Source organism: Bacillus sp. K7, assembly GCF_053903245.1.
This window is the reverse complement of the sequence record NZ_CP096406.1, coordinates 1,907,349-1,933,900: the sequence shown is the minus strand read 5'-3', so window position 1 is coordinate 1,933,900 and position 26,552 is coordinate 1,907,349. Positions and strand designations below refer to the sequence as shown.

12 protein-coding genes and 1 tRNA gene are annotated in these 26,552 nt (G+C 44.3%); 11 read left to right on the top strand and 2 right to left on the bottom strand.

Going from position 1 to position 26,552, the window contains the following annotated elements; genetic code table 11:
- Positions 1–79: 79 nt before the first annotated feature.
- Positions 80–1,843: a gamma-glutamyltransferase gene (gene ggt, locus M1D98_RS09695; RefSeq protein ID WP_435576631.1), complete on the bottom strand. Its 1,764-nt coding sequence runs from the start codon at positions 1,841–1,843 to the stop codon at positions 80–82.
- Between the two features lie 441 nt (positions 1,844–2,284).
- Between ggt and M1D98_RS09690 the strand changes: the two genes are divergently transcribed.
- The 6 genes from M1D98_RS09690 to M1D98_RS09665 all read left to right on the top strand — a co-directional run bounded on the left by M1D98_RS09690 (position 2,285) and on the right by M1D98_RS09665 (position 5,338).
- Complete coding sequence (locus tag M1D98_RS09690; RefSeq protein WP_435576632.1) at positions 2,285–2,935, top strand: Ada metal-binding domain-containing protein; 651 nt, start codon at positions 2,285–2,287, stop codon at positions 2,933–2,935.
- On the top strand, positions 2,925–3,473 hold the full coding sequence (locus M1D98_RS09685) for a methylated-DNA--[protein]-cysteine S-methyltransferase (protein ID WP_121642683.1): 549 nt from the start codon (positions 2,925–2,927) through the stop codon (positions 3,471–3,473). Before M1D98_RS09690 ends, M1D98_RS09685 begins: the two co-directional genes overlap by 11 nt.
- Before the next feature lie 215 nt (positions 3,474–3,688).
- The gene (locus tag M1D98_RS09680) at positions 3,689–3,919 is read left to right on the top strand and encodes an excisionase family DNA-binding protein (RefSeq protein WP_010330620.1); all 231 of its coding nucleotides are present in this window, start codon (positions 3,689–3,691) and stop codon (positions 3,917–3,919) included.
- Between the two features lie 314 nt (positions 3,920–4,233).
- Complete coding sequence (locus M1D98_RS09675; protein ID WP_010330621.1) at positions 4,234–4,779, top strand: site-specific integrase; 546 nt, start codon at positions 4,234–4,236, stop codon at positions 4,777–4,779.
- A gap of 50 nt (positions 4,780–4,829) precedes the next feature.
- Positions 4,830–4,902, top strand: a tRNA-Arg gene (locus M1D98_RS09670).
- Positions 4,903–5,149: 247 nt separating this feature from the next.
- Positions 5,150–5,338 carry a hypothetical protein gene (locus M1D98_RS09665; protein WP_010330622.1) on the top strand — a complete coding sequence of 63 codons (189 nt, stop codon included), beginning with the start codon at positions 5,150–5,152 and terminating at the stop codon, positions 5,336–5,338.
- 636 nt (positions 5,339–5,974) lie between these two features.
- Here M1D98_RS09665 and iseA read toward each other — a convergent pair.
- The gene (gene iseA, locus M1D98_RS09660; protein WP_039074107.1) at positions 5,975–6,520 is read right to left on the bottom strand and encodes a DL-endopeptidase inhibitor IseA; all 546 of its coding nucleotides are present in this window, start codon (positions 6,518–6,520) and stop codon (positions 5,975–5,977) included.
- 286 nt (positions 6,521–6,806) lie between these two features.
- On the opposite strand from iseA, the gene M1D98_RS09655 reads away from it, so the two are divergent.
- The 5 genes from M1D98_RS09655 (at position 6,807) to M1D98_RS09635 (ending at position 26,552) form a co-directional block, all read left to right on the top strand.
- Positions 6,807–8,198 (top strand): MATE family efflux transporter, encoded by a 1,392-nt coding sequence (locus tag M1D98_RS09655; RefSeq protein ID WP_435576633.1) that lies wholly within the window; start codon positions 6,807–6,809, stop codon positions 8,196–8,198.
- Between the two features lie 131 nt (positions 8,199–8,329).
- Positions 8,330–9,304: an aldose 1-epimerase gene (galM, locus tag M1D98_RS09650; RefSeq protein WP_456280209.1), complete on the top strand. Its 975-nt coding sequence runs from the start codon at positions 8,330–8,332 to the stop codon at positions 9,302–9,304.
- A 36-nt stretch (positions 9,305–9,340) separates the two neighbouring features.
- Positions 9,341–10,816, top strand: a complete 1,476-nt coding sequence (gene dacB, locus M1D98_RS09645) for a D-alanyl-D-alanine carboxypeptidase/D-alanyl-D-alanine endopeptidase (protein ID WP_010330626.1) — start codon at positions 9,341–9,343, stop codon at positions 10,814–10,816.
- 344 nt (positions 10,817–11,160) lie between these two features.
- Positions 11,161–18,846 (top strand): amino acid adenylation domain-containing protein, encoded by a 7,686-nt coding sequence (locus M1D98_RS09640; protein WP_456280208.1) that lies wholly within the window; start codon positions 11,161–11,163, stop codon positions 18,844–18,846.
- A gap of 23 nt (positions 18,847–18,869) precedes the next feature.
- Positions 18,870–26,552 carry an amino acid adenylation domain-containing protein gene (locus M1D98_RS09635; RefSeq protein ID WP_456280207.1) on the top strand — a complete coding sequence of 2,561 codons (7,683 nt, stop codon included), beginning with the start codon at positions 18,870–18,872 and terminating at the stop codon, positions 26,550–26,552.

Below are 26,552 nucleotides of genomic sequence, written 5' to 3'. Positions count from 1 at the left end.
TTCACAGCACCTCGTTGCTGCGCTTTTCCCCACTCGGATAATAAACTGTACTCATTAAAGCGAGTACAGTTTATTCTTTTTATTTCCGTTTTAAATTAACGCCGATCGCTGCGCCGTTTCTGCTTGAATCAGCTACACCTTTAAAGGTGCCGTTTTCATGGTCGATGGAAATGCTTTGTACGTTTCCGATATCTATTGGGCTTGTGCCAAACTTGTGGCCCATGCCGTTTAGTTTGCTGAGAACATCTGCAGGAACCCCGTCTTCGTAACGATAGGAACTCATCTTGTTTGTGTAAATTCTTGGCTCTTCAACAGCTGCTTTTAATTCCATGCCGTATTCGATGTGATAGAGGATGGTTTGCAATACGGATGAAATAATGGTGGCCCCGCCAGGAGATCCGACGGTAAGCACAGGTTTGTCATCCTTAAATAAAATGGTCGGGGTCATGCTGCTTAAAGGCCGTTTGTTCGGCTGAACTTCGTTAGCACCGCCTGGAACCGCATCAAAATCCGTTAGTTCATTATTTAATATGACGCCGTAATCGGGGACCATAATACCCGTGCCAAATAGTTGTTCAATTGTCGTCGTATAGGACACAACATTTCCCCAGCGGTCGGCAACTGAAAAATGGGTTGTTTGGCCGTCTACTTTGTCTTCCGGCTGTTCGACTTGCTTATAGTTTGCGGATCCTTCTTGGTATTTCCAAGGATCACCGGCTTTCGGTTTTTTATTGACCTGATCTAGATTGATTAATTGCTGGCGCTCTTTAATATATTCAGAGTGAAGTAAGCCTTTAAGAGGAACATTTACAAATTCAGGATCACCTGCGTAAGACGCACGGTCGGCATAAGACAAATGCATCGTTTCAGCAAGCAGATGATATTTTTCCCATGAGCGGACATCATATTGTGAAAGGTTGAAATCATCAAGTATCTTCAGCATTTGCAATAAGAAAATGCCGCCAGAGCTTGGAGGAGGGGTTGTTGCAATTTGATAGCCTTGGTAGTCTCCCCAAATCGGTTCATCGATTGTAATGTCGTAATTTTCTAAATCTTTTTCCGTCATTGATCCGCCGAAATCCTGCACAGTGCCAGAAAGCGCTTTGGCGAATTTTCCTTCATAAAAAGCGTCAATGCCTTTGGAGCGAATCAGCTTAAATGTCTTGGCCAAATCCTTTTGAATCAGGGTATCGCCTTCTTTAAGCGGCTCTCCATTCGGCAAAAATACATCTTTTGCGGCAGTCCTCGACAGCTTTTCCTGATAATCAGAAATGGCATCTGCTAACACAGAATCAATTGGAAAGCCTTTTTCAGCGAGTTTAATAGAAGGGGTAATTAATTTTTTCATTGAACGGGTTCCCCATTTATCCAGAGCTTCTTCCAGCCCTTTCAGCGTACCCGGAACACCAACGGCAGTACCTTTTGTCACACGTTCAGAGAAAGGAATCGCTTTCCCGTCTTCATCGAGAAACATATCGGGTGTGGCGCCTGCCGGAGCGCGTTCGCGGCTGTCAATGATCGTTGTATCCTTAGTTTTTCCATCATACACCATCATAAAACCGCCGCCGCCAATGCCCGACATCATCGGCTCTGTTACATTGAGTGCAAATTGGATGGCAACCGCCGCGTCGATGGCATTTCCTCCTTTTTTCAGTACATCAGCACCAATTTCCGAAGCGAGAGGATGGGCGGTGGCAACCATGCCGTCTTTCCCTACATCTACTTGTTTGTACTCATCGTAGCTTTTGGGCGGCTTTTTAGCTTCCGCGTGAAAAGGGACACTTCCAGCGACTAACAGAACACTAAGCAGCGCTGTTAAACAAATGTTCCACGTTCTTTTCATGTTCTCCCTCCTATATGAAGCTGTTATGTTACAATCTTAGCGTAAAAAACTTACAGTGGTTTCACAAGTGACAAATGATATATTATAAAGAACATTCCACCGTTTTTCTGTGCAAAATTGATTATATGGAGATGAGCCGTCCCCGCCAGCACCTCAGAAAAAACCTACGCTAATCAAATTGGGTTCTTTATTACTAAAAGAACGTAAGGGTTGTAAAAGGCTCGCTCTCTAAACTGTCAAATGGCTCTGGTGACCAGTTGAATTCAAACGTCATACGTGCTGTAGATTTTTGACCCTCTCCAATCATATGAAACAGACTATGTATGATTACATAACAACTCTTCATTTTCATTTCGTTATCTTGCTGTTACATTCTAAAATACTTTCAATAAGTTGCTTTGAGGGTTTCCGGGTTTATACTGAAGCTAGAGGTGATTCAAAATGACATACAATTGGAAAGCGAATCCGAACCGAACTAATCAACAACCAGATTCTAACAAGCTGTTTTTGCCCTCTCCTGTTTCTGATGAACAATGGCAGGCTATTGTCCATAATGATGCTTCTTATGACGGCCAATTTTTTTATGCGGTGAAAACAACAGGGATTTTTTGTCGCCCTTCTTGCAAATCGAGAGTACCTAAAAGAGAAAACATTGGCTATTTTGAATATACTGATCAAGCACAAGCTGCACATTTTCGCCCTTGCAAACGGTGCAAGCCAACGGGGCAAAGATCGCCTGATGAGGAGTGGATTGCTTTCATAACTGAATATGTGGATCGCCACTGCGACGAAAAGTTGACGCTTGACGTCCTTGCGCTTCTGAGTCACGGAACCCCTTATCACTTGCATAGAACCTTTAAAAAAATCAAAGGCATGACCCCGGTGGACTACATCCAGCATGTTCGTATAGAAAAAGCAAAAACGTTATTGGCCACTTTTGATGACCCGGTTTCTGAAGTTGGTAAGTCTGTCGGGCTTTCCAATACACCATATTTTATCACGCTGTTTAAGAGGAAAACCGGAGAAACGCCGGAAGCTTACCGTAGACAGCAAAAACAAAACCTAAAGGAGACATACTCAAATGGTACCTAAAAAAAGCAGTTCTCTCTATTGGTCCTTGTTTTCTTATGAGAACTGGAAGATGTACATTGCCGCAACACATAATGGTATATGTTTTGTTGGATCGCAAAATCAGCCATTCGAAGAATTGGGGAAATGGGCAAATTATTACTTGCCTGGTAACGACCTCATTCGAGATGACGAAAAATTGCAACCCTTTGCAGATGAGCTTGTTCTTTATTTTCAAGGCAAGCTCAATCGGTTCACCATTCCCATCTTTTATCACGGCACACCTTTTCAAGAAGCCGTTTGGAAGGCATTATGTGACATTCCGTACGGTCAAACTCGATCCTACTCGGAAATTGCTCAACAAATTCAAAAACCGACTGCGGTTCGGGCCATTGGAAGGGCTATCGGAGCAAATCCGACCCTCATTACCGTTCCGTGCCATCGTGTTATCGGCAAAAATGGATCGCTGACGGGCTATCGCGGCGGGATGGAAATGAAAACGCGACTGCTGGAACTTGAACGAGACTTCACAAACAATGGGAAGGAGTTACATTTTGTCTGATCAACATTAGCATCTTTAGCCAAAATCAATTACATCAAAGGCTTGAAGGCGATTCCTTGTATCTCAAGACCATCTATGAAACTTTAACGTTTTGGAACAGTGGGTACAAATAAGATCATATAGAACATGAACCCGTTTTTCTGTGCAAAATTGATTATATCGGCATAGGCCATGTGCTATATTAGAAGCAGTTACGAATTAGAAAGGACACCTATATGTATTTAACAATTAAAGAAACAGCAGATTATGCAAATCTTTCAGAGGATTATATTAAAAGCTTGGTGCTCGAAGGAAAAATCAGGGCCGTTCATGATGGTGAGCAATATTTGATTTATAAGGGGCAGTTCAAAACCCATCTCGAACAGCTGGAGAATTACAAAGCACTCGTCCAGGAAATATTAAATGAACCGATCCCAGAAGATATTGATGTAAAGGATGAAGATTAGGACACAATTTCAAATTGTGTCTTTTTTTGTATATGTTTTTAGATACACCAGAAAAATGGAAGCTTCAGATTTTGTTTTAAGAGGTTTTTAGATAATACCTAGAGCAATAGGTATCATAGAGGTTAAAAGCTTTATATGAGGTTTTAAATGTCGTTTTATCGGAAGGGGCGTTTCGAACGTTTCTTACCCGCTTATGTAACACTATGTATATTATGTTACATAAAAGCCGCCGTACTTTGACATTCAACGTTTTTCAGCTATAATAGTAACATAGACCTCAATACGTTACATAATGGATTGTAAGGAGTTTTTCGATGCATATTGTACAGCCGATTCGCAGTTTAGAGAAAATTCAAGATGTAAAACAGTATTTGCTAAACAAAAACAAACGGGATTACTTTTTGTTTATTTTCGGCATCAACAGCGCGCTCCGCATTTCTGATATTTTGCCGCTGCAAGTGAAGGATGTTAAAAACAAAGACCATTTATGGGCAACTGAAAGCAAAACGAAAAAGAAAAGAAAGATTCTGATCTTAGAGTCGTTGAAACAGGAAATATACGAGTATACGAAAGATATGAAAGAAAACGAATATCTTTTTAAATCTGTTCGGACCAGGAAGCCGATTTCCCGCATTCAGGCCTACAGGATTTTAAGAGAAGCCGCCGCAGCGTGCGGACTTGAGGAGATAGGGACGCATACGTTGCGGAAAACGTTTGGCTATCATTTTTACCAGCGGACAAAAGATATCGCCGAGCTGCAGAGAATCATGAATCATTCATCACCCTCGATTACAATGCGATATATCGGTATTGATGAAGATACAACAAGGGCGGCGTATAAGGTTTTTGGAGGGCTTTAAACAAACCTCTTGAAAATATTCATTATCGGAGCTACTATATAAATACAAAAGCTCTAGTAGCACAGCGGATAGTGCAGCAGTTTCCTAAACTGCAGGTCGGGAGTTCGAATCTCTCCTAGAGCGTTTTTAAAATTAGATGGGTTCAGATTCATAAAGCTTTAAAACCCTTGTAAAACAAGGGTTTTTTGGTGTTTATAGGAGTTTTTCAGTTGAACAAGAATACGGTAGAAAACGATGTGAATTGATTTCTTATTACACATTATTTGCACTAGAATAAACCTAATGAGGAATAGAGAATCGTTCGACAAATTTTGCAAACTGTTACATTTCTAGATCTCTTGTTTGATAATAAAAGAAGAGGTGAAAGTTTATGAACATTGTAGTTGACTTTTGGTTTGACAATGGAAATGTAAGAACAGCTAAAGTAAATGCAGAATCTGAGAAGGCACTTATAAAAGAATTACAAGAATGTGAACATTGGTATGAGTATGAGAATGGTAAGCGTATTGCAAATATTAATATGCGACTTGTAACGCAATTTGATGTAAGAGCGAAATAAAGTCTATCAAAAAGCATCCTTCGGGGTGCTTTTTATTTTAACAATTGTATACCACAAAAGTTTTCAGGTGCACACAAGCGTTAGAAGAAAGAAACATTTTAAGGGAGGGCACTCGTTAAACGTAATGATAGTCATTCAATTGCATCCAGACTTATTTGCGTGTGTGAATGTATGATCTAAATGGACAGCTGGAAAGCCGAAGAAGGAGACGACGTAAAGGTTGATATACTGTGTAGACAAAATCACTTTTAAAAACTATCCGAGATCTCAAAAGAATAAGGGGATTCTTTAAGGCTGTCGAGGTTTTCTCGGCAGCCTTAGAGTGCGTTAAGCGCCCTTTTTTGAGGAGATAAGTGGAGAGTCATTTAGTTTACTACGCTTTATAAGCTTGTATGGAATAAGCATCATTATATTGGTGGTCATAGCGAATTTTGCTCCTTTCTTGGCGATGCGGTTATACTATGTTGCCGCAGCTTTCGTCTTTCTGATTGTTTATCTGATATATTATTATTCCCAAAAGGTTAGAGGAGGAAATGGTATATAAATTGCATAATGAATAGGAGAAATAGACAACGAGCTTTTTCGTCTATCATCTTTCTTTAGACCAAAAAACGCCCGCTTAGCCGGGCGTTTTCATTATATAACAGCGTCAAATTGATTGACCTTCCATTTATTTTTTTCTTTTACATATGTCACTTTTCGTTTCGCTGCAGGTGACCCGTCTAAAGTTGGAACGGTAAATTCGTAAGTGATTGTGCCGCCTTTTTTAGAGATTCGTTTAGCAGTTGATTTTTTCCAATTTAAAAGGTTATCTCCGTCGCCGATCGGAACTGCAAGTTTTCCTTTTGAAACAGTGAAGTGGTAGTCTTTAAAGCCTTTTTCGATTGCTGTTTTTGTGAAAATAGGTGTTAAGTAATTCACTGCTTTTGCTTTCGTGCCTAGATCACTGCACATGTACACATATTGAAGGTTTTGATGCTCAAATGTGCCTGATGGGCAAACTGCCTTTTTCGCTTTTGGATTGTGGCCGCTCATTGTATTCCAAAAATGCTCTCTTGCTGATAATGCCAGCTGCAGTGCTTGTTTTTGTGATAAATCGCCTGAAGTGTTTTTTGCAAATGCATTTGTGTTTAAAGTCAGAATAAGTGCAATCGTTGTTAGAAATAGAAGACATTTTTTCATTGTAGTTCACTCCTTCAAAATCTCTTTCTCTTATGTTACAAATGTTACAATAATTACGGATAGATTACAATACTTTTGCATAAATTATTTTTTATTCTTTTTCTCACAAAGAAGCAGGCTGTTACTTGGCAGTTTATTCTTCATAAGCTAAAAAGATGTGTAAAATGAGAAGAATCGGGAAGGGTTTCATGTGTAAGGTGATGAATAATATCATGTTAGATATCCTGTTTTTGTCAAAAGAATAGGGGCATGTTTACAAACGAAATGAAATAAAGGAGCTTTCAATATGGAATCATCACAAGAACAACTTGCAACTGAAAAGAAAAGCAACCCAACTGTCTGGCGGTCAATGTCACTCTTTTTAGTGCCGCTTTTGCTAAGCAATGTGTTGCAATCAGTCGGCCAGCTTGTCGGAATGATGGCTGTAGGCCGATGGCTTGGTGTTGATGCGGTTGCGGCTGTATCATCCTTTTTCCCGTTATTTTTTCTTTTAATCTCATTTACAATTGGGATCGGTTCAGGAAGTTCGATCCTGATCGGACAAGCCTATGGGGCGAAGAATGAGGAGCGGTTAAAGGCTGTTGTCGGGACAACGCTTACGTTTACGTTTTTATTAGGGGTTGTGCTAGCCGTCGTCGGGAGTATTTTTACCATGGATATTCTTCGCTTAATGGGCACGCCTGAAAATGTTATTCATGTCAGCGCCAGCTATGCACGTATTTTATTTTACGCTATGCCGTTTATGTTTTTATATTTCGCTTATACAACATTTTTGCGCGGAACAGGGGATTCTAAGACACCATTTTATACGCTGATTGTGAGCACGGTCATCAACATAGCGCTTTTGCCCCTCTTAATCCTTGGCATGTTCGGTTTTCCGCAGCTAGGCATATATGGATCCGCATATGCCACCGTCGTTTCTACTATTGTGACATTTATCGTGTTAATGGTGTATTTGCGAAAACGAAACCATCCGTTGCAATTCGACAAAACGGTGCGGCGTTATTTGAAAATGGATAAGGAACTGCTGGTCCTCCTGCTGCGTCTCGGGATTCCCTCAAGCATTAATATGATTCTCGTTTCACTATCAGAGATAGCGGTTATTTCATTCGTCAACCATTACGGTTCTAATGCGACAGCTGCTTACGGGGTAGTCAACCAGGTAGCCAGCTATGTACAGATGCCCGCTGTCAGTCTCGGCATTGCAGTATCTATTTTCGCTGCGCAATCCATCGGAGCAAACGAGGTTGACCGCTTAAAGCAAGTGATTCGTGTCGGGATTTGGCTGAATTATATCATTGGCGGCGTGCTGATCACTTTGATCTATGTTTTTTCACATCAGATTTTGGCGTTGTTTTTAACCGAGAAAGACACACTTTACATCGCGCACCGTCTCTTGATGATTACATTGTGGAGCTATTTGCTGTTTGGAAACGCCCAAATTTTTTCTGCGACGATGCGCGCAAGCGGAACGGTTTTATGGCCGACCGTGATCAGTATTTTCGCTATCTGGGGAGTAGAGGTGCCTGTCGCGTTCGTACTTTCCCACTACACAAAGCTTGAAATACTCGGTGTATGGGTTGGCTATCCGGCTGCGTTTGCCACCAGCTTGCTGTTGATTTATGGGTATTATCAATTCGTGTGGAAAAAGAAACAAATTACACGTCTCATCCAATAGACTCATTAAACATGCCGTTCAACATGTGAACGGTGTGTTTTTATTTGATAGGAAAAACATAAAATGGAGGAAATATGGCACATGACATTGAACTCTTATAAAGAAATGAATCAAGGAGAGGTTGAGGACACATGTCAAACTACGTCGAGAAGATTACGCATTTAGGAACGCCTGCCATCAAAGCGGGCAACGAGCATATAGAAATGATTGTCGTTCCAGAGTGGGGGAGCAACGTCATTTCTCTTGTGGACAAAGCAACAAAGATCCAGCTTTTGCGTGAACCCGAAACAGCAGAAAGCTTTCATGACACACCAACATTATATGGGATCCCGATCCTGTTTCCGCCTAACCGGGTAAGTGACGGAACATTCAGTTTCCGGGGCAGAACATATCATTTTGATATCAATGAAAAGGATAAACACAACCATCTTCACGGGTTTCTTTATCAAGAAAAGTGGCACGTCGTAACCATGAAGCAAACGGACGAAGAAGTGCTCGTTGAAACAGAAATTGATCTATCAGAACTTCCTCATGTATATAGACAATTTCCTCATCATGCCGTCGTTCGGATGACATATCAGCTAAAGGGGAATACTTTATTTAAACATGCAACGGTCATGAACAAAGGAAAGGAAGCGTTTCCATGGGGGATCGGTTATCATACTACATTTTTGTTTCCAGAAGAAAGCTCGTTATTTTCCCTGACAGCAGATCAGCAGTGGGAATTGAATGAACGCCTGCTGCCGACCGGGAAACTCATAGATGTACCGAATAAAGAAGCGCTGCATAAAGGGATGGATTTACGCGAGAAGCAGCTGGATGATGTCTTTTTATCTGCTTATCAGAAAAGAGGCGGAGAAAATCAGGCAATCATTTATTATCAGCATGCAAATCTAGGCATTATTTATCAGGCTGATGAACAATTTAAACATTGGGTAGTATACAATGCGGACGCAAAACAGGGGTATTTATGCCCTGAACCTTACACGTGGGTGACAAACGCTGTGAATCTTGATTTGCCTTCATCACTCACTGGTTTACAAGTGCTGGAGCCGGGCGAAAAAACGACAGCCAAAAGCAGCATCACCATTGAACTGAATCATTAATAGCCAATGATGAGGCGCAGAGAGGCGGGTAAATAAATGAAAAAAAGCATAAAGCTTTATATTGCTGTTTTGCTGCTATTTGTCGTTGCTTCGGTACCTTATATGCACCAAGCTGCACAAGCGGCTGACAAACGAGCTGCATTTGCCGGGCAGATCGATAAGATATTAGCTGAGCATCCTGCACTCGAAGGCGCAATGGCCGGCATCACCGTTCGCTCTGCGGATACAGGCGCTGTTTTATATGAGCATTCAGGAGACGTTCGAATGAGACCCGCCTCTTCTTTGAAGCTATTGACTGCGGCCTCGGCACTTTCCGTCCTTGGAGAGGATTATTCCTTTACAACCGAGATCCGGACAGACGGCACCGTCAAAGGGAAAAAGCTGAATGGAAACCTTTATTTGAAAGGAAAAGGAGATCCGACGCTTTTACCCTCTGATTTTGAAGAAATGGCTGAGAAATTGAAACAGTCCGGCGTGAACATGGTGAAAGGCAATCTGATCGCTGATGATACGTGGTATGATGACATCCGATTATCACCTGATTTACCATGGAGTGATGAATATACGTATTACGGCACTCAAATATCCGCTTTAACAGTATCACCAAATGAAGACTATGATGCAGGTACTGTGATTGTAGAGGTCAGCCCAGGGAAAAAAGAAGGGAAACGGCCTTCCGTTTCTGTATCACCAAGGACGGATTATGTAACGGTCAAGAACAATGCTGAAACGACTGCGGCCGGTTTAAAGAAAGACCTCACAATCGAAAGAGAGCATGGGACAAACACGATCATAATTGAAGGAAGCGTACCGGTTGATGCAAGCAAGACAAAGGAGTGGATAGCGGTCTGGGAGCCGTCTGGATATGCCTTAGATTTATTTAAGCAAGCACTACAAAAACAAGGAATTACTATAAAAGGCAACGTCACGAGGGGCGCTGCACCCAGCTCCTCAGACGTGTTCATCTCCCATCACTCAATGCCTTTGTCAAAACTATTTATTCCGTTTATAAAATTAAGCAATAATGGACATGCCGAAGTGCTTATAAAGGAAATGGGGAAAGTGAAAAAAGGAGAGGGGAGCTGGGAAAAGGGGCTGGAAGTATTAAACCATACACTTCCGGAATTCGGCGTTGATCCCCAATCACTTGTCTTAAGGGACGGTTCAGGCGTCTCTCATATTAATGCTGTAACCTCAGATCAAATCTCAAAGCTGTTATATGACATTCAAGATGAAAAGTGGTTCTCAGCTTATCTACATTCTCTGCCTGTTGCGGGCAATCGTGACCGAATGATAGGCGGAACGCTGAGGAACCGTATGAAAGACACCCCTGCACAAGGGAAAATAAGGGCAAAAACCGGATCGCTAAGCACAGTCAGCTCTTTATCCGGGTACGCAGAAACCAAGAGCGGAAAAACCCTTGTGTTCTCTATTCTTCTAAACGGATTGATTGATGAAGAGGAAGGAAAAGATATTGAGGACCAAATCGCTGTGATCTTGGCAAATCAATAAGCGCAGCAGACCTGTTTTCCAAGCCGAAAACAGGTTTTTTATGTCTGCCATCTTGACCTGGCGCAACCGCACATTTGCACAAGCGAAAAAGTAGTGTGTAAGGCCTGACAAAAAACGATACTTTTATCACTTCCAGTTCAAAAAAATGATAAAAAAAGAAACGAAAACTAAAGAAATAATACTATATTCAAGAAAATGTTATAAAAATTTAATATTTTTTATTGTACTTTAAAAAATATCCGTTAATATAGTGCATATATGGATTATATAGTCATATAATTTCTTTTATCGTCATTTTTCTGCTTTTTTCTTATCCTCTTAATATGAGAACTGGAGGGAATCCGTTGAGCGAACATACTTATTCTTTAACCCATGCCCAAAAGAGAGTGTGGTTTACCGAACTGCTGGAGCCAGGCACCGGCATTTGCAATCTCACGGCCTGTGTGAAATTCAGAGGCAATATTGATCATGATGCTTTAGAAGAAGCGTTGAATCATTCCATCTCCCGCAATGACGCCATCAGGTTTCAGCTGCTAGAAGGAGAGGAGCTTGAACCGCGACTCTACCTTGCCGAATATCAATATACTTCACTTGAAACAACAGACTTTTCAAATGTTGAAATGATAGAAATAGAGCAATGGATACAAGACCAAGCAAGAATTCCATTTCAACTGTTCAACTCGCCCCTTTACCAATTTTCTCTCCTAAGAATCCACTCTCATGAGGTTTGGCTGTTTGCAAAATTCCATCATATCATTATGGACGGCATCTCCTTAAACGTAATGGGAAATCAATTGATAGATCTTTATCAAAAAATAAAAAAGCAAGATCCTTTACCCGATCAGCCTGAGCCTTCTTACTTGAGCTACATCGAAAAAGAAAGTCAGTATCTACAATCTTCACGTTTTGCAAAGGACCGTTTATTTTGGACTCAAACCTTTCAGCAGCCGCCGGATTATCACTCGTTAGCCGGCCAGACGTCCTTCCAAAAACAGAGCACATCCGCATCCAGAGATACCATCACACTTTCACCTCATCTAGGGCAAACGATTCGAATCTTTTGCGAAGAACAAAAGATCAATATCATTTCCTTATTCATGGCTTCATTTTACATATGCATCAGCCGGCTCACATCTAAAAAAGATCTTGCCATTGGCACCTACTATGGCAATAGAGGGTCAAAGGCTGAAAAAGAAATGCTCGGCATGTTTGTCAGTTCTCTCCCCATCAGAATAACAGTTGACCCTGACGCGGACTTCTTTTCCTTTGTCCGCAGAGTAGGCAGGGAACAGCTTTCCGTTATGCGTCACCAACGGTTTCCTTATAATTTACTGGTGAATGAATTAAGAAAAGACCAGAAAAAATTACACAACCTTATCGGTATTTCTATGCAGTATCAGCCGCTCCAATGGCATAATGCAGACGGTTTTGACTATGAAACGGCGCTTTATTTCAGCGGATACACCGCGAACGAGCTTTCTGTTCAAATACAGGAGCGTATAGACACTGGAACCATTCAATTAAATTTCGACTATCAAAATATCTTGTTTTCTCCTGAGGATATTAAACGAATACAGCTCCATCTGCTTACGTTACTGGAAAACGCCGTTCAACATCCGTACAAATTTATAAAAGAATTAGATATGACTAATGTAAAAGAAAAACAAAAATTGTTGTATGGGTTTAACAAGACGGAAGCTGTTTTGCCTATAGCGCCAAGCCTTCACGGGCTGTTTGAACGACAGGCGGCTTTCACACCGGAACGGCCAGCCATACGCTTTTCCGGCGGTTCACTGACGTACGCTGAGCTTGACATGTATGCCAGCCGTCTGGCTGCCCGCCTCGCGGCACGCGGCGTCACGAAGGAAAGCGTCGTCGGTGTCCTGTCTGAGCGGTCACCTGACATGCTGATCGCTGTCCTTGCTGTCTTGAAGGCAGGCGGGGCGTATTTGCCGCTTGACCCTGCGTATCCAGAGGAACGGCTGAGCTACATGCTGAAAGACAGCGGCGCAGCTCTCTTACTGACACAGCCGGGATGCTCCGCGCCGAACTTTTCTGGCGAAACGCTTGAAGTTGACATGACATCTCTTGCAGGCGAAAAAGCAGAAAACCTTGTGTTTGCTCCTGCTGACAGCGATTCTCTCGCCTACGTCATCTATACGTCGGGCTCCACCGGGCAGCCAAAAGGAGTGGCCGTTGAGCACCGCCAAGCTGTTTCCTTTCTGACCGGCATGCAGCGCCAGTTTCCTCTTCAGGAAGATGACATTGTCATGGTGAAAACCTCTTTTTCCTTTGATGCATCTGTCTGGCAGCTGTTTTGGTGGTCGCTTTCCGGCGCTTCGGCGTATCTGCTTCCGCCCGGCTGGGAGAAAGATCCGGAATTGATCGTCAAAGCCATACATCAGGAGCGTGTTACAACGGTTCATTTTATTCCGGCTATGCTGAACAGTTTTCTCGATCAAGCGGAGATCGAAAGGCTGAGTGACGGGACAAGCCTGAAGCGTGTATTCGCCGGAGGTGAACCGCTTGCGCCGCGCACGGCAGCCCGTTTTGCTTCTTTATTGCCGCAAGTCTCGCTGATCCATGGCTACGGGCCGACAGAAGCAACGGTAGACGCGGCATTTTACGAGTTAGACCTAGAGCAGGACAGGGACCACTTGCGGATTCCGATCGGGAAGCCCGTACCCGGTGCGCGTTTGTATGTGTTAGATCCGCATTTAGCCGTACAGCCTTGCGGTGTCGCCGGCGAACTGCACATCGCCGGCGCGGGTGTTGCCAGGGGCTATTTGAATCGGCCGGCCTTAACGGAGGAGCGCTTTCTTGAAGACCCGTTTTACCCGGACGAACGCATGTATAAAACAGGGGATATAGCACGCTGGCTCCCTGACGGAAATATGGAATTCCTCGGCCGGTTGGATGATCAAGTGAAAATCAGAGGCTACCGGGTTGAGCCGGGAGAAATCGAAGCGGCGCTTAGAAGCATAGAAGGCATAAGGGAGGCAGCCGTGACCGTATGGACAGACAGCGGCGAGCCGGAATTATGCGCGTATATAGAAGGGCTTCGGAGAAACGAAGTGAGGACGCAGCTTGAAACGCTTCTGCCCGGCTACATGATCCCAGCCCATATGATAGAGATGGAAGAGTGGCCGATTACGCCGAGCGGAAAGCTGGACCGAAACGCCCTGCCAGCTCCTGGCGGAGCTGCAGATGAAAAGGCCTACTCGGCGCCGAGAAATGTGACCGAGATGAAGCTTGCCCAGCTGTGGGAGGACGTCCTGAAAAACGGCCCGGTCGGGATTCACGACAACTTTTTTGACCGCGGAGGACATTCTTTAAAAGCAACGGCGCTTGTATCCCGAATCGCCAAAGCATTCGATGTACAGGTGCCGCTGAAAGAGGTGTTTGCCCATCCGACGGTAGAAGGGCTGGCTTCCGTCATCCGTGAAGGAACGGACAGTCCATATGAAGCGATGAAACCAGCGGAACAGCGGGAGACCTACCCGGTTTCCTCCGCCCAAAAGCGGATTTATGTCCTTCAGCAGCTGGAGGACGGAGGGACAGGCTACAATATGCCGGCTGTATTAGAACTGGACGGGAAGCTCGACCCTGAAAGGCTGAACAAAGCTTTCAAAGAGCTGATTAAGCGTCACGAATCGCTTCGGACATCCTTTGAACATGATGAAGGCGGCGAGCCGGTGCAGCGCATCCATGACGAAGTGCCGTTTACATTGCAGACAGCCGCCCTCGGCGAACAAACCGAACAGGAAGCCGCAGCCGTGTTTATTAAACCGTTTGATCTCAGCCAAGCGCCGCTGTTTCGCGCCCAAATCGTAAAGGCATCAGATGAACAGCACCTGTTGCTGGTTGATATGCACCACATCATATCAGACGGTGTTTCCGTCAACATTTTGATTCGGGAATTCGGGGAGCTGTACAACAAACGGAATCTCCCGGCGCTTCACATTCAATACAAAGACTACTCCGTATGGCAAGAAGGTTTTAAAAAAGGAGATACGTACCAGACGCAGGAGGCGTACTGGCTGAAGCAGCTCGAGGGCGAGCTGCCGGTGCTGGATCTCCCGGCTGATCATACCCGCCCGCCGGTGCGGAGCTTCGCGGGGGACAAGGTCTCGTTTACGCTTGATCAAAAGGCCGCATCAGGCCTTCATAAGCTGGCACGGGAGAATGGAAGCACACTGTACATGGTGCTTCTGGCAGCTTACACAGCGTTATTGTCACGCTTGAGCGGACAGGAAGAAATCATTGTCGGCTCGCCAATTGCCGGCCGGCCGCACAAGGATCTTGAGCCGATACTCGGCATGTTTGTGAACACGCTGGCGCTTCGGGCACGCCCGGAGGGCGGGAAGCCGTTTGTGCAGTATTTGCAGGAAGTGCGCGAGATGGCATTAGAAGCCTATGAGCATCAGGATTATCCGTTCGAAGAGCTTGTCGACAAGCTGCAATTAACGCGAGATATGAGCCGGAATCCAGTATTTGATTCGATGTTTATCCTTCAAAATGTGGAAAAGCAGGACGTAGAACTGGAAGAGATAAAAGTCCGGGATGCCCATTTCGCGCAACACATTTCTTTATTCGATATCACGTTAATAGCAACGGAAACAGATGGTGCCCTTTGCTGCGAATTGGAATTCAGTACAGAAATATTTCTGAAAGCTACGATTAAACGCTGGGCATCTCATTTTATCGAATTTCTGCATGCAGCCATTTCTAATCCTGAAACAAGACTTTCACAAATAAACATACTTAGTGAAAAAGAAAAACAAAACATACTCACTGAATTCAACAAAACTCAAGTTGAATTTTCTCAAAAAGATGTTGCATTTCATCGCATATTTGAAGCAAGAGCTGAAGAAACACCTGAACATATCGCTGTTATTGATGACAAAACACAAATTAGCTATCGGCTTCTAAACGAAAGAGCCAATCGCCTGGCACGGACATTGCAAAAAAGAGCAGGGACGAAGCCAACAGTGGCTGTTTTAGCCAAGCGCTCCATTGAGGCAATTGTTGGCGTACTGGCAGTGATGAAAGTCGGCGGAGTGTATATCCCAATCGATTCACACTATCCAAAAGCTCGCATTGAATACATTCTTCGTGATAGCGGTGCAGATATTCTTCTTTTACAACAGGAATTGAAGCATTTGATTTCAAACTCACCTGAATCTGAGATGTCTCACATCTGTCTTGAGGAGGAAGCCTCATATGAAGAAAATAGCAGTAACCTTACCCTATCACCTGCTCTTGAAGACGCAGTATATATCATTTATACGTCAGGAACTACAGGTGCGCCTAAAGGTGTTATTGTCACCTATCGTAACTTTACTCATGCTGCTCTTGCGTGGCGTCAAATTTATGAACTGGATCAGAAGCCTGTCAGACTGCTTCAAATCGCAAGCTTTTCATTCGATGTCTTCTCAGGAGATTTGGCAAGAACATTGACCAACGGCGGGACTCTCATCGTTTGCCCAGAGGAAAAACGGCTGGAACCTGCTGAAATATATAAAATCATGAGCTCTAAAAGAATCACGATGATGGAGTCCACACCTGCTCTCATTATTCCAGTGATGGAGTATGTATACCGTAACCAGCTCAAGCTTCCTGACCTAGACATACTGATTCTTGGTTCTGACATGGTGAAAGCTCAAGATTTCAAAACATTAACAGAGCGCTTTGGCCAAAGCGTGCGCATCTTCAATAGCTATGGTGTCACAGAGGCAACGATTGATTCGAGCTTTTATGAAACAAGTACGGGAGAAGACTGGACGGGAGATAACGTACCAATCGGCAGCCCGCTGCCAAATGTACGCATGTACGTACTCAGCCAGACGGATCAAATTCAGCCGATTGGCGTTGCCGGCGAACTGTGCATCGGCGGGGCAGGTGTTGCGAAAGGCTATCATCATAAACCTGACTTAACACAGATGAAATTTACAGAAAATCCATTTGTCTCAGGAGAAAGACTGTACAGAACCGGTGATCGAGCCTGCTGGCTTCCAAACGGAACGATCCGGCTTCTTGGCCGAATGGATGATCAAGTGAAGATAAATGGATACAGAATTGAAACAGAAGAAATTGAAAGTGTTCTTCTTCAAACGGGGCTTGTCAGAGAAGCTGCTGTTACCGTTCAGCATGATAAGAATGGACATGCTGGTTTGGCAGCATATATTGTGCCTACAGATGTCAATACAAATGCTCTCCGTGCTGCTTTAACAAAGGAGCTGCCGGCGTATATGGTTCCTGCGCATCTGATTCCTTTAGAAAACATGCCGCTGACCTTAAACGGAAAGCTGGACAAAAATGCATTGCCGGCTCCAAGTAATGTGTTGTCGCGCCCATATACCGCACCAGTTAACGACATACAAAAAACGATGGCGTCTATATGGGAAGATGTACTGAGCATGTCACAAGTCGGCATTCACGATTCCTTTTTTGAGCTTGGCGGAGACTCAATTAAAGCATTACAAGTGGCAGCGCGGCTGGCAGCTGAAGGCTGGAGCATGACAATACGCAACTTATTCCGTTATCCAACAATTCAGGAACTAAGCGGACATATCACACCATTGGCATCTCAAGCGGATCAGGGGCCTGTGGAAGGTGAAGCTGACCTCACCCCGGTTCAGCGAAGATTTTTCGGACAGGCTCATTCTTTTCAATGTCACTACAACCAGTCCGTCATGCTTTTCAGTAAAAAAGGATTTAATGCTAACGCGCTTCGTCTAGCACTATGTAAAATAATCGAGCATCATGACGCCATTCGCATGGTTTTTCAACAAGACCAGAGGGGCCATGTCATTCAGTATAATCGCGGAACAAATCATGAGGACCATGAACTGTTCAGCCTTCACCTCGCAGACTGGACAAAAGAGGGACTGGAAAGTACGCATCTTACTGAAAAACTAGCCGCTGAGGAGACCGTCATTCAAAGCAAAATGAATGTACAAAAAGGACCTCTGCTACAAGCGGGTTTGTTTCAAACGGCAGAAGGGGATCATCTTCTGATTGCACTTCACCACCTTGTGATAGATGGCGTTTCATGGAGAATTCTGCTTGAGGATTTAGCGGCAGCATACCAGCAGGCTTTAGAAAACCAAGAGATCCAATTGCCGCCAAAAACGGATTCTTATTTGTCCTACGCCAATGGTCTTGCACACATAGCTGAAAATAAACAATTGCTTGCAGAAAAACCGTATTGGCAAACGATTTTGGACGCTCATAATGCTTTTTTACCTAAGGACACGGAAAATATGCCGGACAGACTGCAATTGAACAGTGATAGCTCGATGTTTGCACTATCCGGAGACTGGACTGAAAAATTGCTGTTTGAAACTCAGAAAGCCTATGGCACGGATGCCAACGAGCTTTTGCTTACGGCGTTAGGATTGGCGCTTTCTGAATGGACAGGGCATGATCAAATCGTGATCAGCACTGAAGGACACGGTAGAGAAGGGCATGTGCCAAACATTGATATTTCACGTACAGTTGGATGGTTTACTTCCATTTATCCTATTCTGCTGGACATGAGTATTCCCGAGCTTTTCGAAGATCAGCTCGCTTACCGAATTAAGACGACAAAAGATATGCTGAGAAGAGTGCCGAACAAAGGAACCGGCTACGGATTGTTAACACAAATAGGAGAACTGCGGCATAAAGATCCTGAGGTCAGCTTTAATTATCTCGGCCAATTCAGCGAAGAGAAGGAAGCTGAAACATTTCAATTATCATGCTACCAGCCTCGTTACGAAATAGCGGGTGAGAGAGATCGAGAATATGAGCTGGACATCAATGCTCTCATTACAGACGGACGGCTTCAAGTAAAAGCGGTATACACCCAAGTGTTCAGCAAACACGCAATTGAGTGTTTTATGGATCGTTTTAACAGGCATCTTATCGAGATCATTGAACATTGTTCGCAGAAAAAAACACGCGAAAAAACGCTCAGCGATTTCAGCAATAAGGAATTAACGTTGTCTGCATTATCTAGCATTGAAAATCTTGTGAAAGATCTTTAACTTTGAAAAGGTGTGTGGAATTGATGGCACAATCGGCAAAGATTCAAGATATTTATCCGTTATCGCACATGCAGGAAGGAATGCTGTTTCATTCACTCATGGATTTCAGCTCAAAAGCCTATGTTGAACAGACCTCGTTTACCATTACGGGAAATCTATGTATCGACTCGTTTCAAAAGAGCTTAAACCTGCTTGTTTCCCGCTATGATATTTTCAGAACGATTTTTATTAAAGAAGTACCAGACCTTACAGGACCGCAGCAGGTGGTCTTATCAAACCGCGAATTGACAGTGCACAAAGAAGACTTTTCTCACCTGACCGATCATGAACAGCAGGCTCTGATCGATGCTTTTATGATCAAGGATCGGGAAAATGGATTTGATTTGCAAAAAGATTCATTAATGCGCCTTGCCCTTTTTGATAGAGGAAACAGCCAATATACATGTGTCTGGACACATCACCATATCATCATGGATGGCTGGTGTCTCGGCATTATTCTTAAAGAGTTTTTCAGCATATATGATTCACTCAGCAATAACAGGCCTGTGCAGCTTGGTAGCACGGTGCCGTACAGCCGTTATATCGAATGGCTTGGAGAACAAGACCAAGAAGAGACTGCCGCTTACTGGAGTGGATATTTGGAGGAATACGGCAATACCGCTTCTATTCCCCGGATAAAGAACCGCTCAGCGGACGCGGATTATATAGCCGCTCAGGTCCGCTTTTCTTTAGCGCCGGAAATGGTTGAGAAACTGACAGAGGCCGCCCAAAAATGGGGGGTCACATTAAATACGTTGTTTATGAGCATATGGGGCGTGCTTCTGCACCGATATAATGCAGCTGATGATGCAGTTTTTGGTTCCGTTATTTCAGGACGTCCGTCAGCGATTGACGGGATTGAATCAATGGTCGGCTTGTTTATTAATACGGTTCCAGTTCGAATTCGATCTGCGGAGGGCATGATGTTTTCTTCTCTGGTCAAAGCCGTGCAGGAGGATATTTTATCATCTGAACAGCATGGGTATTACCCGCTTTATGACATTCAAAACCATAGCCCATTGAAGCAAGGTTTGATCGATCATATTTTTGTCTTTGAAAATTATCCTATACAGCTTGATCAGGCATTACGCATGGAGAGCGAAAATGAGGAAAATGCGTTGAAGCTGGGTGATATTTCAATGTCGGAGCAAACCAATTACAACTTTAATATCGTTGTCGTTCCGGGAGAATCATTTTATATCAAATTCAGCTACAACGCAGCCGTTTACGAACAAGAGGAGATGCTGAGGATTCAGGGGCATCTAAAACAAGCGCTGGATTGCATTTTGGCGAATCCCGATATTGCCGTCAGTGACATCGGTATCGTCCCGCCGGAGGAACAAAAACTTATCCGATTGTTTAACAAAACAGAGTGTCTTTATGAGAACAAAACGACAGGTCGATTGTTCGAGGAACAAGCTCGCAAAACACCTGATGCTGCTGCATTGAAAATGGGGGATGAATGCTGGAGCTATCGCCAATTAAACATAAGAGCCAATCAAATAGCGCACGCCTTAGTAGAAAAGGGAGTTGGAGCCGGAGATATCGTGGCTGTGATGATGGGCCGATCAATGGAATTGCCTGCAGCTCTGCTTGGAATTTGGAAAGCGGGCGCCGCTTATATGCCGCTGGATCCACATTTTCCAACAGAACGTCTTTCTTTCCTGCTGAAGGACAGTCAAGCGGCTCAATTGCTGATAGAAGAAGACCTTATGCCATTCATCCCGCCGCACTATGAAGGAAATATGATAACGATAGAACATACAGAAAATCAGCAAACAGAAACTCCAGATGTTCCGCTTGGCGATCTCGCCTATTTGATCTATACATCGGGAACGACAGGGCGTCCTAAAGGTGTTCTGGTTGATCATCAAGGCGTTGCTAATACATTGCAATGGAGACGGGAAGAGTATGGAATGACTGAACAGGATCTTTCCCTCCATTTATTTTCATACGTGTTTGACGGTTGTGTGACGAGCCTGTTTACCCCGCTGTTATCCGGTGCGTGCGTACTGCTGACAACGGATGACGAAGCGAAGGATGCTCTAGCCCTTAAGCAGAAAATAGCCGGTTATAAGGTCAGTCATATGATCATTGTTCCTTCCCTGTACCGGGTTTTATTGGAAGTGATGACTGCTGACGATGCAGAAAGTCTTCGGATTGTGACATTTGCGGGTGAAGCGGTTACGCATGACCTGTTTGAGATGAGTAAAAGAATTTGTCCTTCTGCAGAACTGGCAAATGAATACGGGCCCACAGAAAACAGTGTGGCAACAACCATATTGCGTCATCTGAATGAAAAAGGCCGGATCACGATCGGACACCCGATTGCAAACACGAAAGTAGTTGTTTTACACGGAAATCAACTGCAGCCGATTGGCGCGGCGGGTGAATTGTGCATTTCCGGCACGGGTCTTGCCAGAGGATACTACAAACAGCCAGAGCTGACAGAGAAAGCATTTTCTGATCACCCATTCCTTGAAGGGGAGCGGATATACCGAACAGGTGACGCAGGCCGCTTTTTGCCGGATGGAACGATTGAATATATTGGACGTTTTGATGATCAAGTGAAAATGAGGGGTTACCGCATTGAACTGAGAGAGATAGAAACAGTTCTTCGGCAGGCACCGGGGGTAAAGGAAGCGGCGGTATTGACTCGTAATGCTTCTGCTGAGGACAAGGAGCTGATTGCTTATATCGTTCCGGAAAAGGGTAACAGTTTCACTGATTTGCATCGGCATCTTGCCGGGGCATTGCCGCCCTATATGATTCCAGCAACTATCATGACCATCAGCCGGATGCCATTAACATCCAGCGGAAAGCTTGATCGGGCAGCATTTCCTGAACCAGAAAGCAATGCGAGCCTCACCTTTATGCCGCCCCGAACTTTAATGGAAGCTGACCTCGCACACATTTGGGAAAATGTGCTGAATAAACAGCGAATCGGTATTCGTGATGATTTCTTTCAGCTAGGCGGACATTCTTTAAAAGCGGCCGTACTCGTATCAAGGATACATAAAAAGTTTCATGTCGAGCTTCCGCTCAGTGAGGTTTTCTCTCACCCGACAATTGAAAGCATGGCAGTCAAATTGATGAGCTTAAAAGAACATGCTTTTAATCAGATTGAGCCTGCGGATCAAAGAGATGTCTATCCACTGTCTTACTCGCAAAAACGTATATATGCTCTTCATCAGCTGGCAGATGACAGCACAGGCTATAACATGCCCGCTGTACTTGAATTACGCGGAAATCTGGATCGCCAGCGTTTAAGAAGCGTTCTCGCAGAACTTGTGAATCGGCATGAAGCATTGCGGACTGTTTTTTTGCTTGACAGTGGAGAGCCCGTGCAGATCATTTATCCAGAGATAGCTTTTGATTTGAGAGAGCTTGAAATGGAATCAGAACAAATGCTTGAGTCTGCAATCGAATCCTTTATCAAACCGTTTGATCTTTCGTCCGGCCCTCTATTTAGAGCATGTGTGATTACAATGGGCAATAAACGCGGTTTTTTCCTCCTCGATATGCACCATATCATTGCCGACGGTGTCTCGATGAGCACGCTAGTCCAAGAGTTTACTGACTTATATTGTGGAAAGAAGCTGCCAGTTTTAAACCTGCATTATAAGGATTTTGCTGTTTGGCAGCAAGAGAAGTTTCCGAGAGAGCTATACAAAAAACAGGAGGCCTACTGGCTCAATCAGCTAGGCGGGAGTCTTCCTGTATTAGATTTACCGCTTGATAAAACAAGGCCGCAACTCCCTGATTTCAGCGGCGGAACAATCGAAGTAACTATTGATAAAGACACGGCGGACGAGCTGCACCATTTAATGGCTGAAACGGGAACAACGTTGTACATGATCCTTCTGGCAGTGTATTCTATTTTGCTTTCCAAGCTAAGCGGGCAAGAGGATATTGTTGTCGGCTCGCCTGCTGCCGGAAGACCGCACACCGATTTGGAGGGCGTCATCGGGATGTTCGTCAATACATTAGCAATGCGCAGCCAGCCTGAGGGCAACAAAACGTTCAGCTCGTATTTGCAGGACATTCGCCACCTGGCTCTGACGGCTTATGAGCATCAGGATTATCCTTTTGAGGAGCTGGCAGATAAGCTCGATACACATCGAGAGGTAAACCGCAATCCGCTGTTCGATGCGATGCTCGTGCTTCAAAGCAGTGAAGATTTTCAGTTCGAAGTGCCAGGTTTATCGATTTCGTCTGTCACTCCAAAACATAATATATCTAAATTCGATTTGACATTACACGCTGAGGAGCATTCGGGCGGAATTCGCTGCCGTTTTGAGTACAGCACTGCTCTATTTGAAGAAGAGACCATTGCGCGTTGGGCATCCTATTTCATTGAGCTGTTAAAAAGGGTACTGGCGGATAACGAGATGAGAATTTCGGATATGCAATTGCTTCCTGCTGCAGAGCGGAATGTGCTCCTTGAAGAAATGGGACAGTATGCGGCGTTTCCGAGAAACGAAACCATTGTAAGCTTATTTGAAAAAAAAGCCGCTGAGCATCCAGAGCATCTCGCAGTGGTGTGCGGCGACTCTCAGCTTACCTATCGAGAGCTGAATGAAAAAGCGGAGCGGACAGCTGCTATGCTCATCAAACAAGGAGTCGGCACTGGAGATATCGTCGGTTTGCTGCTCGATCGGTCACCAGATATGATCATTGCCGTTTTATCGATTCTAAAAGCTGGAGGGGCCTACTTGCCGATTGATCCTGAATATCCACAGGAACGTATCAGCTTTATGCTTAATGACAGCGGAGCAGACCTATTGCTGACAGAGCGCGATCAAATCAAACCTGCAGACTACAACGGTCATATGTTGTATATCGATGAAGGCGAAAACGACTCAATTCTAGCTGATTTAAACATTCAAGAAACCCTAGCGGATCAGCCGGCATACGTGATATACACATCCGGAACGACAGGCCAGCCAAAAGGTGTCGTTGTCGAGCACCGCAATGTAATCAGTCTCTTAAAGCATCAAAACCTGCCTTTTGAATTTGGCCACGAAGACGTCTGGTCGTTCTTTCATTCATACTGTTTTGATTTCTCTGTATGGGAAGTGTTCGGTGCGTTATTGAACGGAAGTACACTAGTCGTGGTTTCTAAGGAAACAGCCCGTGATCCCAAGGCATTCCGATTATTGTTAAAAAAAGAACGCGTCACTGTACTCAATCAGACCCCGACAGCTTTTTACGGCCTGATGTATGAAGAGCAAAACCATTCGGATCGTTTAAACATCCGATACGTCATTTTTGGCGGCGAAGCTTTACAGCCCGGCATGCTTCAAAGCTGGAATGATCAATATCCACATACTGATCTGATCAATATGTACGGTATTACAGAAACGACGGTGCATGTGACATTCAAAAAATTGTCCGCAGCTGACATTGCAAATAATAGAAGAAATATCGGGCGGCCACTTACAACTCTGCAGGCTTATGTAATGGATGCTTATATGAATCTGCAGCCAATCGGTGTTCCAGGGGAGCTTTATATAGGCGGTGAAGGTGTGGCACAGGGATATCTCAACAGAGATGACCTGACCGCTGACCGTTTTATGCCCAATCCTTATCTTCCGGGAGATAGATTATACCGGACTGGAGATCTAGCTAAGCGCCTGTCAAATGGCGAGTTGGAATATGTAGGCCGCATTGATGCTCAGGTTAAAGTCAGAGGGCACCGTATTGAGTTCGGCGAAATCCAAGCGGCGCTTCTTCAGCTTCCAATTGTTAAAGAGGCGGCTATCATCACAAGAACAGATGAGCAAGGGCAAGCAGCTATATATGCTTACATGGTAACAAAAGATCAACAGGCCGCAAACGAATCAGACGTCCGGGCTTTTCTAAAAACCAAGCTGCCTGACTTTATGCTTCCCGCCCGTTTCATACAGATTGATCGCATCCCGCTGACTGTTAACGGAAAACTCGATCAGAAAGCCCTGCCGGAACCTGAAAAAAACGCTTACCCTGCTGATGATATCAGCCCAAGAAATGAGATTGAAAAGGTGATGGCTGACATTTGGGAAGAACTTCTTGATGTGGATGAGCTGGGCGTAAGCGCCAATTTCTTTGAACTTGGCGGAGATTCTATTAAAGCGCTGCAAGTTTGTGCCAGGCTGAAGCAGCGTGGATTTGAAACGACAGTACGTGAGATGTTTGAACATCAGACTCTTGGTGAACTGTCCGCTCGGGTTCGAACAGCCGTGCACGTCATTGACCAAGGCCCGGTCGAAGGCGAGATCACTTGGACGCCTGTCCAGGAATGGTTTTTCTCTCAATCTCTGGAAATCCATCATTTTAACCAGTCCGTTATGCTTTACCGGAATGAACGATTTGATGAGATTGCACTGAGAAAGGTGCTAAAAAGCCTGGTGATTCATCATGACGCACTGAGAATCGTCTGCCGGTATGAAGATGGCAGGTTCATACAGATGAACAGAGGGATAGATCTGCAAGATGAAGAGTTATATGCTCTTGAACTGTTTGATGTAAAGAGTAACTTAACAGAAACACGTAACACGATTGAGGAAGCAGCCAGCCAGATGCAGGAGCACTTTCGTTTAGAAACCGGGCCCTTGCTTCGCGCTGCATTGTTTAGAACCGAGAATAGTGACCATTTGTTTCTGACGATTCATCACTTGGTTATTGATGCAGTTTCATGGCGCATCTTGTTCGAGGATTTTTCAACAGCTTACAAACAGGCAGTCACAGGAGAATCTATTCAACTGCCGCACAAAACAGATTCATATTTAACGTATTCACAAAGAATAGCTGACTATTCTAAAAGCCGCCAGATGCAGCGTGAAGCAGCGTATTGGGATGAGCGTGAGAACCGTCACATTGAAGTGATTCCTAAAGACAATGAAACAGCGCCTAACACATTCAAAGACACAGAAGTGATTGATTTTGAGCTATCTCGCTATCACACTGAACGCTTGTTAACGGCTGTACATAAAGCGTACAGCACGGAGATGAATGATATCCTTCTGACAGCTTTAGGCCTTGCTTTACAGCAATGGACGGGCTCTGACCGGTTTAAAATCAGCATGGAGGGCCATGGAAGAGAAGCATATCTTGAGGACATTGATATTAGCAGAACTGTCGGCTGGTTCACCTCGATTTATCCGATATGGCTTGATATGAACGATTCTGAACATCAGAACAAAGATGAACGGCTGGGCCACCTCATTAAACAGACAAAAGATATGCTGCACCGTATACCACATAAAGGCGCCGGCTACGGTGTGCTGAAATATATTAGCAAAAGATGGGGCTCTGAGACAAACAGCCCGGAAATCAGCTTTAATTATTTAGGCCAGTTTGATCAGGATATTCAATCAAAAGCCTTTGAGGTTTCTGACATCAAGCCAGAAAATGAGATCAGCCCGAACTGGGAGCGGCCTTATACACTGGATATCAGCGGCGCCGTTTCTTCGGGGATTCTAAGCATGCACATCATCTATAGCAGCCTTCAATTCGAGGAGAAAACAATCCAAACATTTGGCGGGTATTTTAAACAGGCTCTGGAAAACATCATTGAGCATTGTACGGACAAAGAAAACCGAGAATGGAGCGCTTCTGATTTCACTGATGAAGATTTAACGCTTGATGAATTGAGTGAAATTATGGGAGCCGTCAACAAACTATAG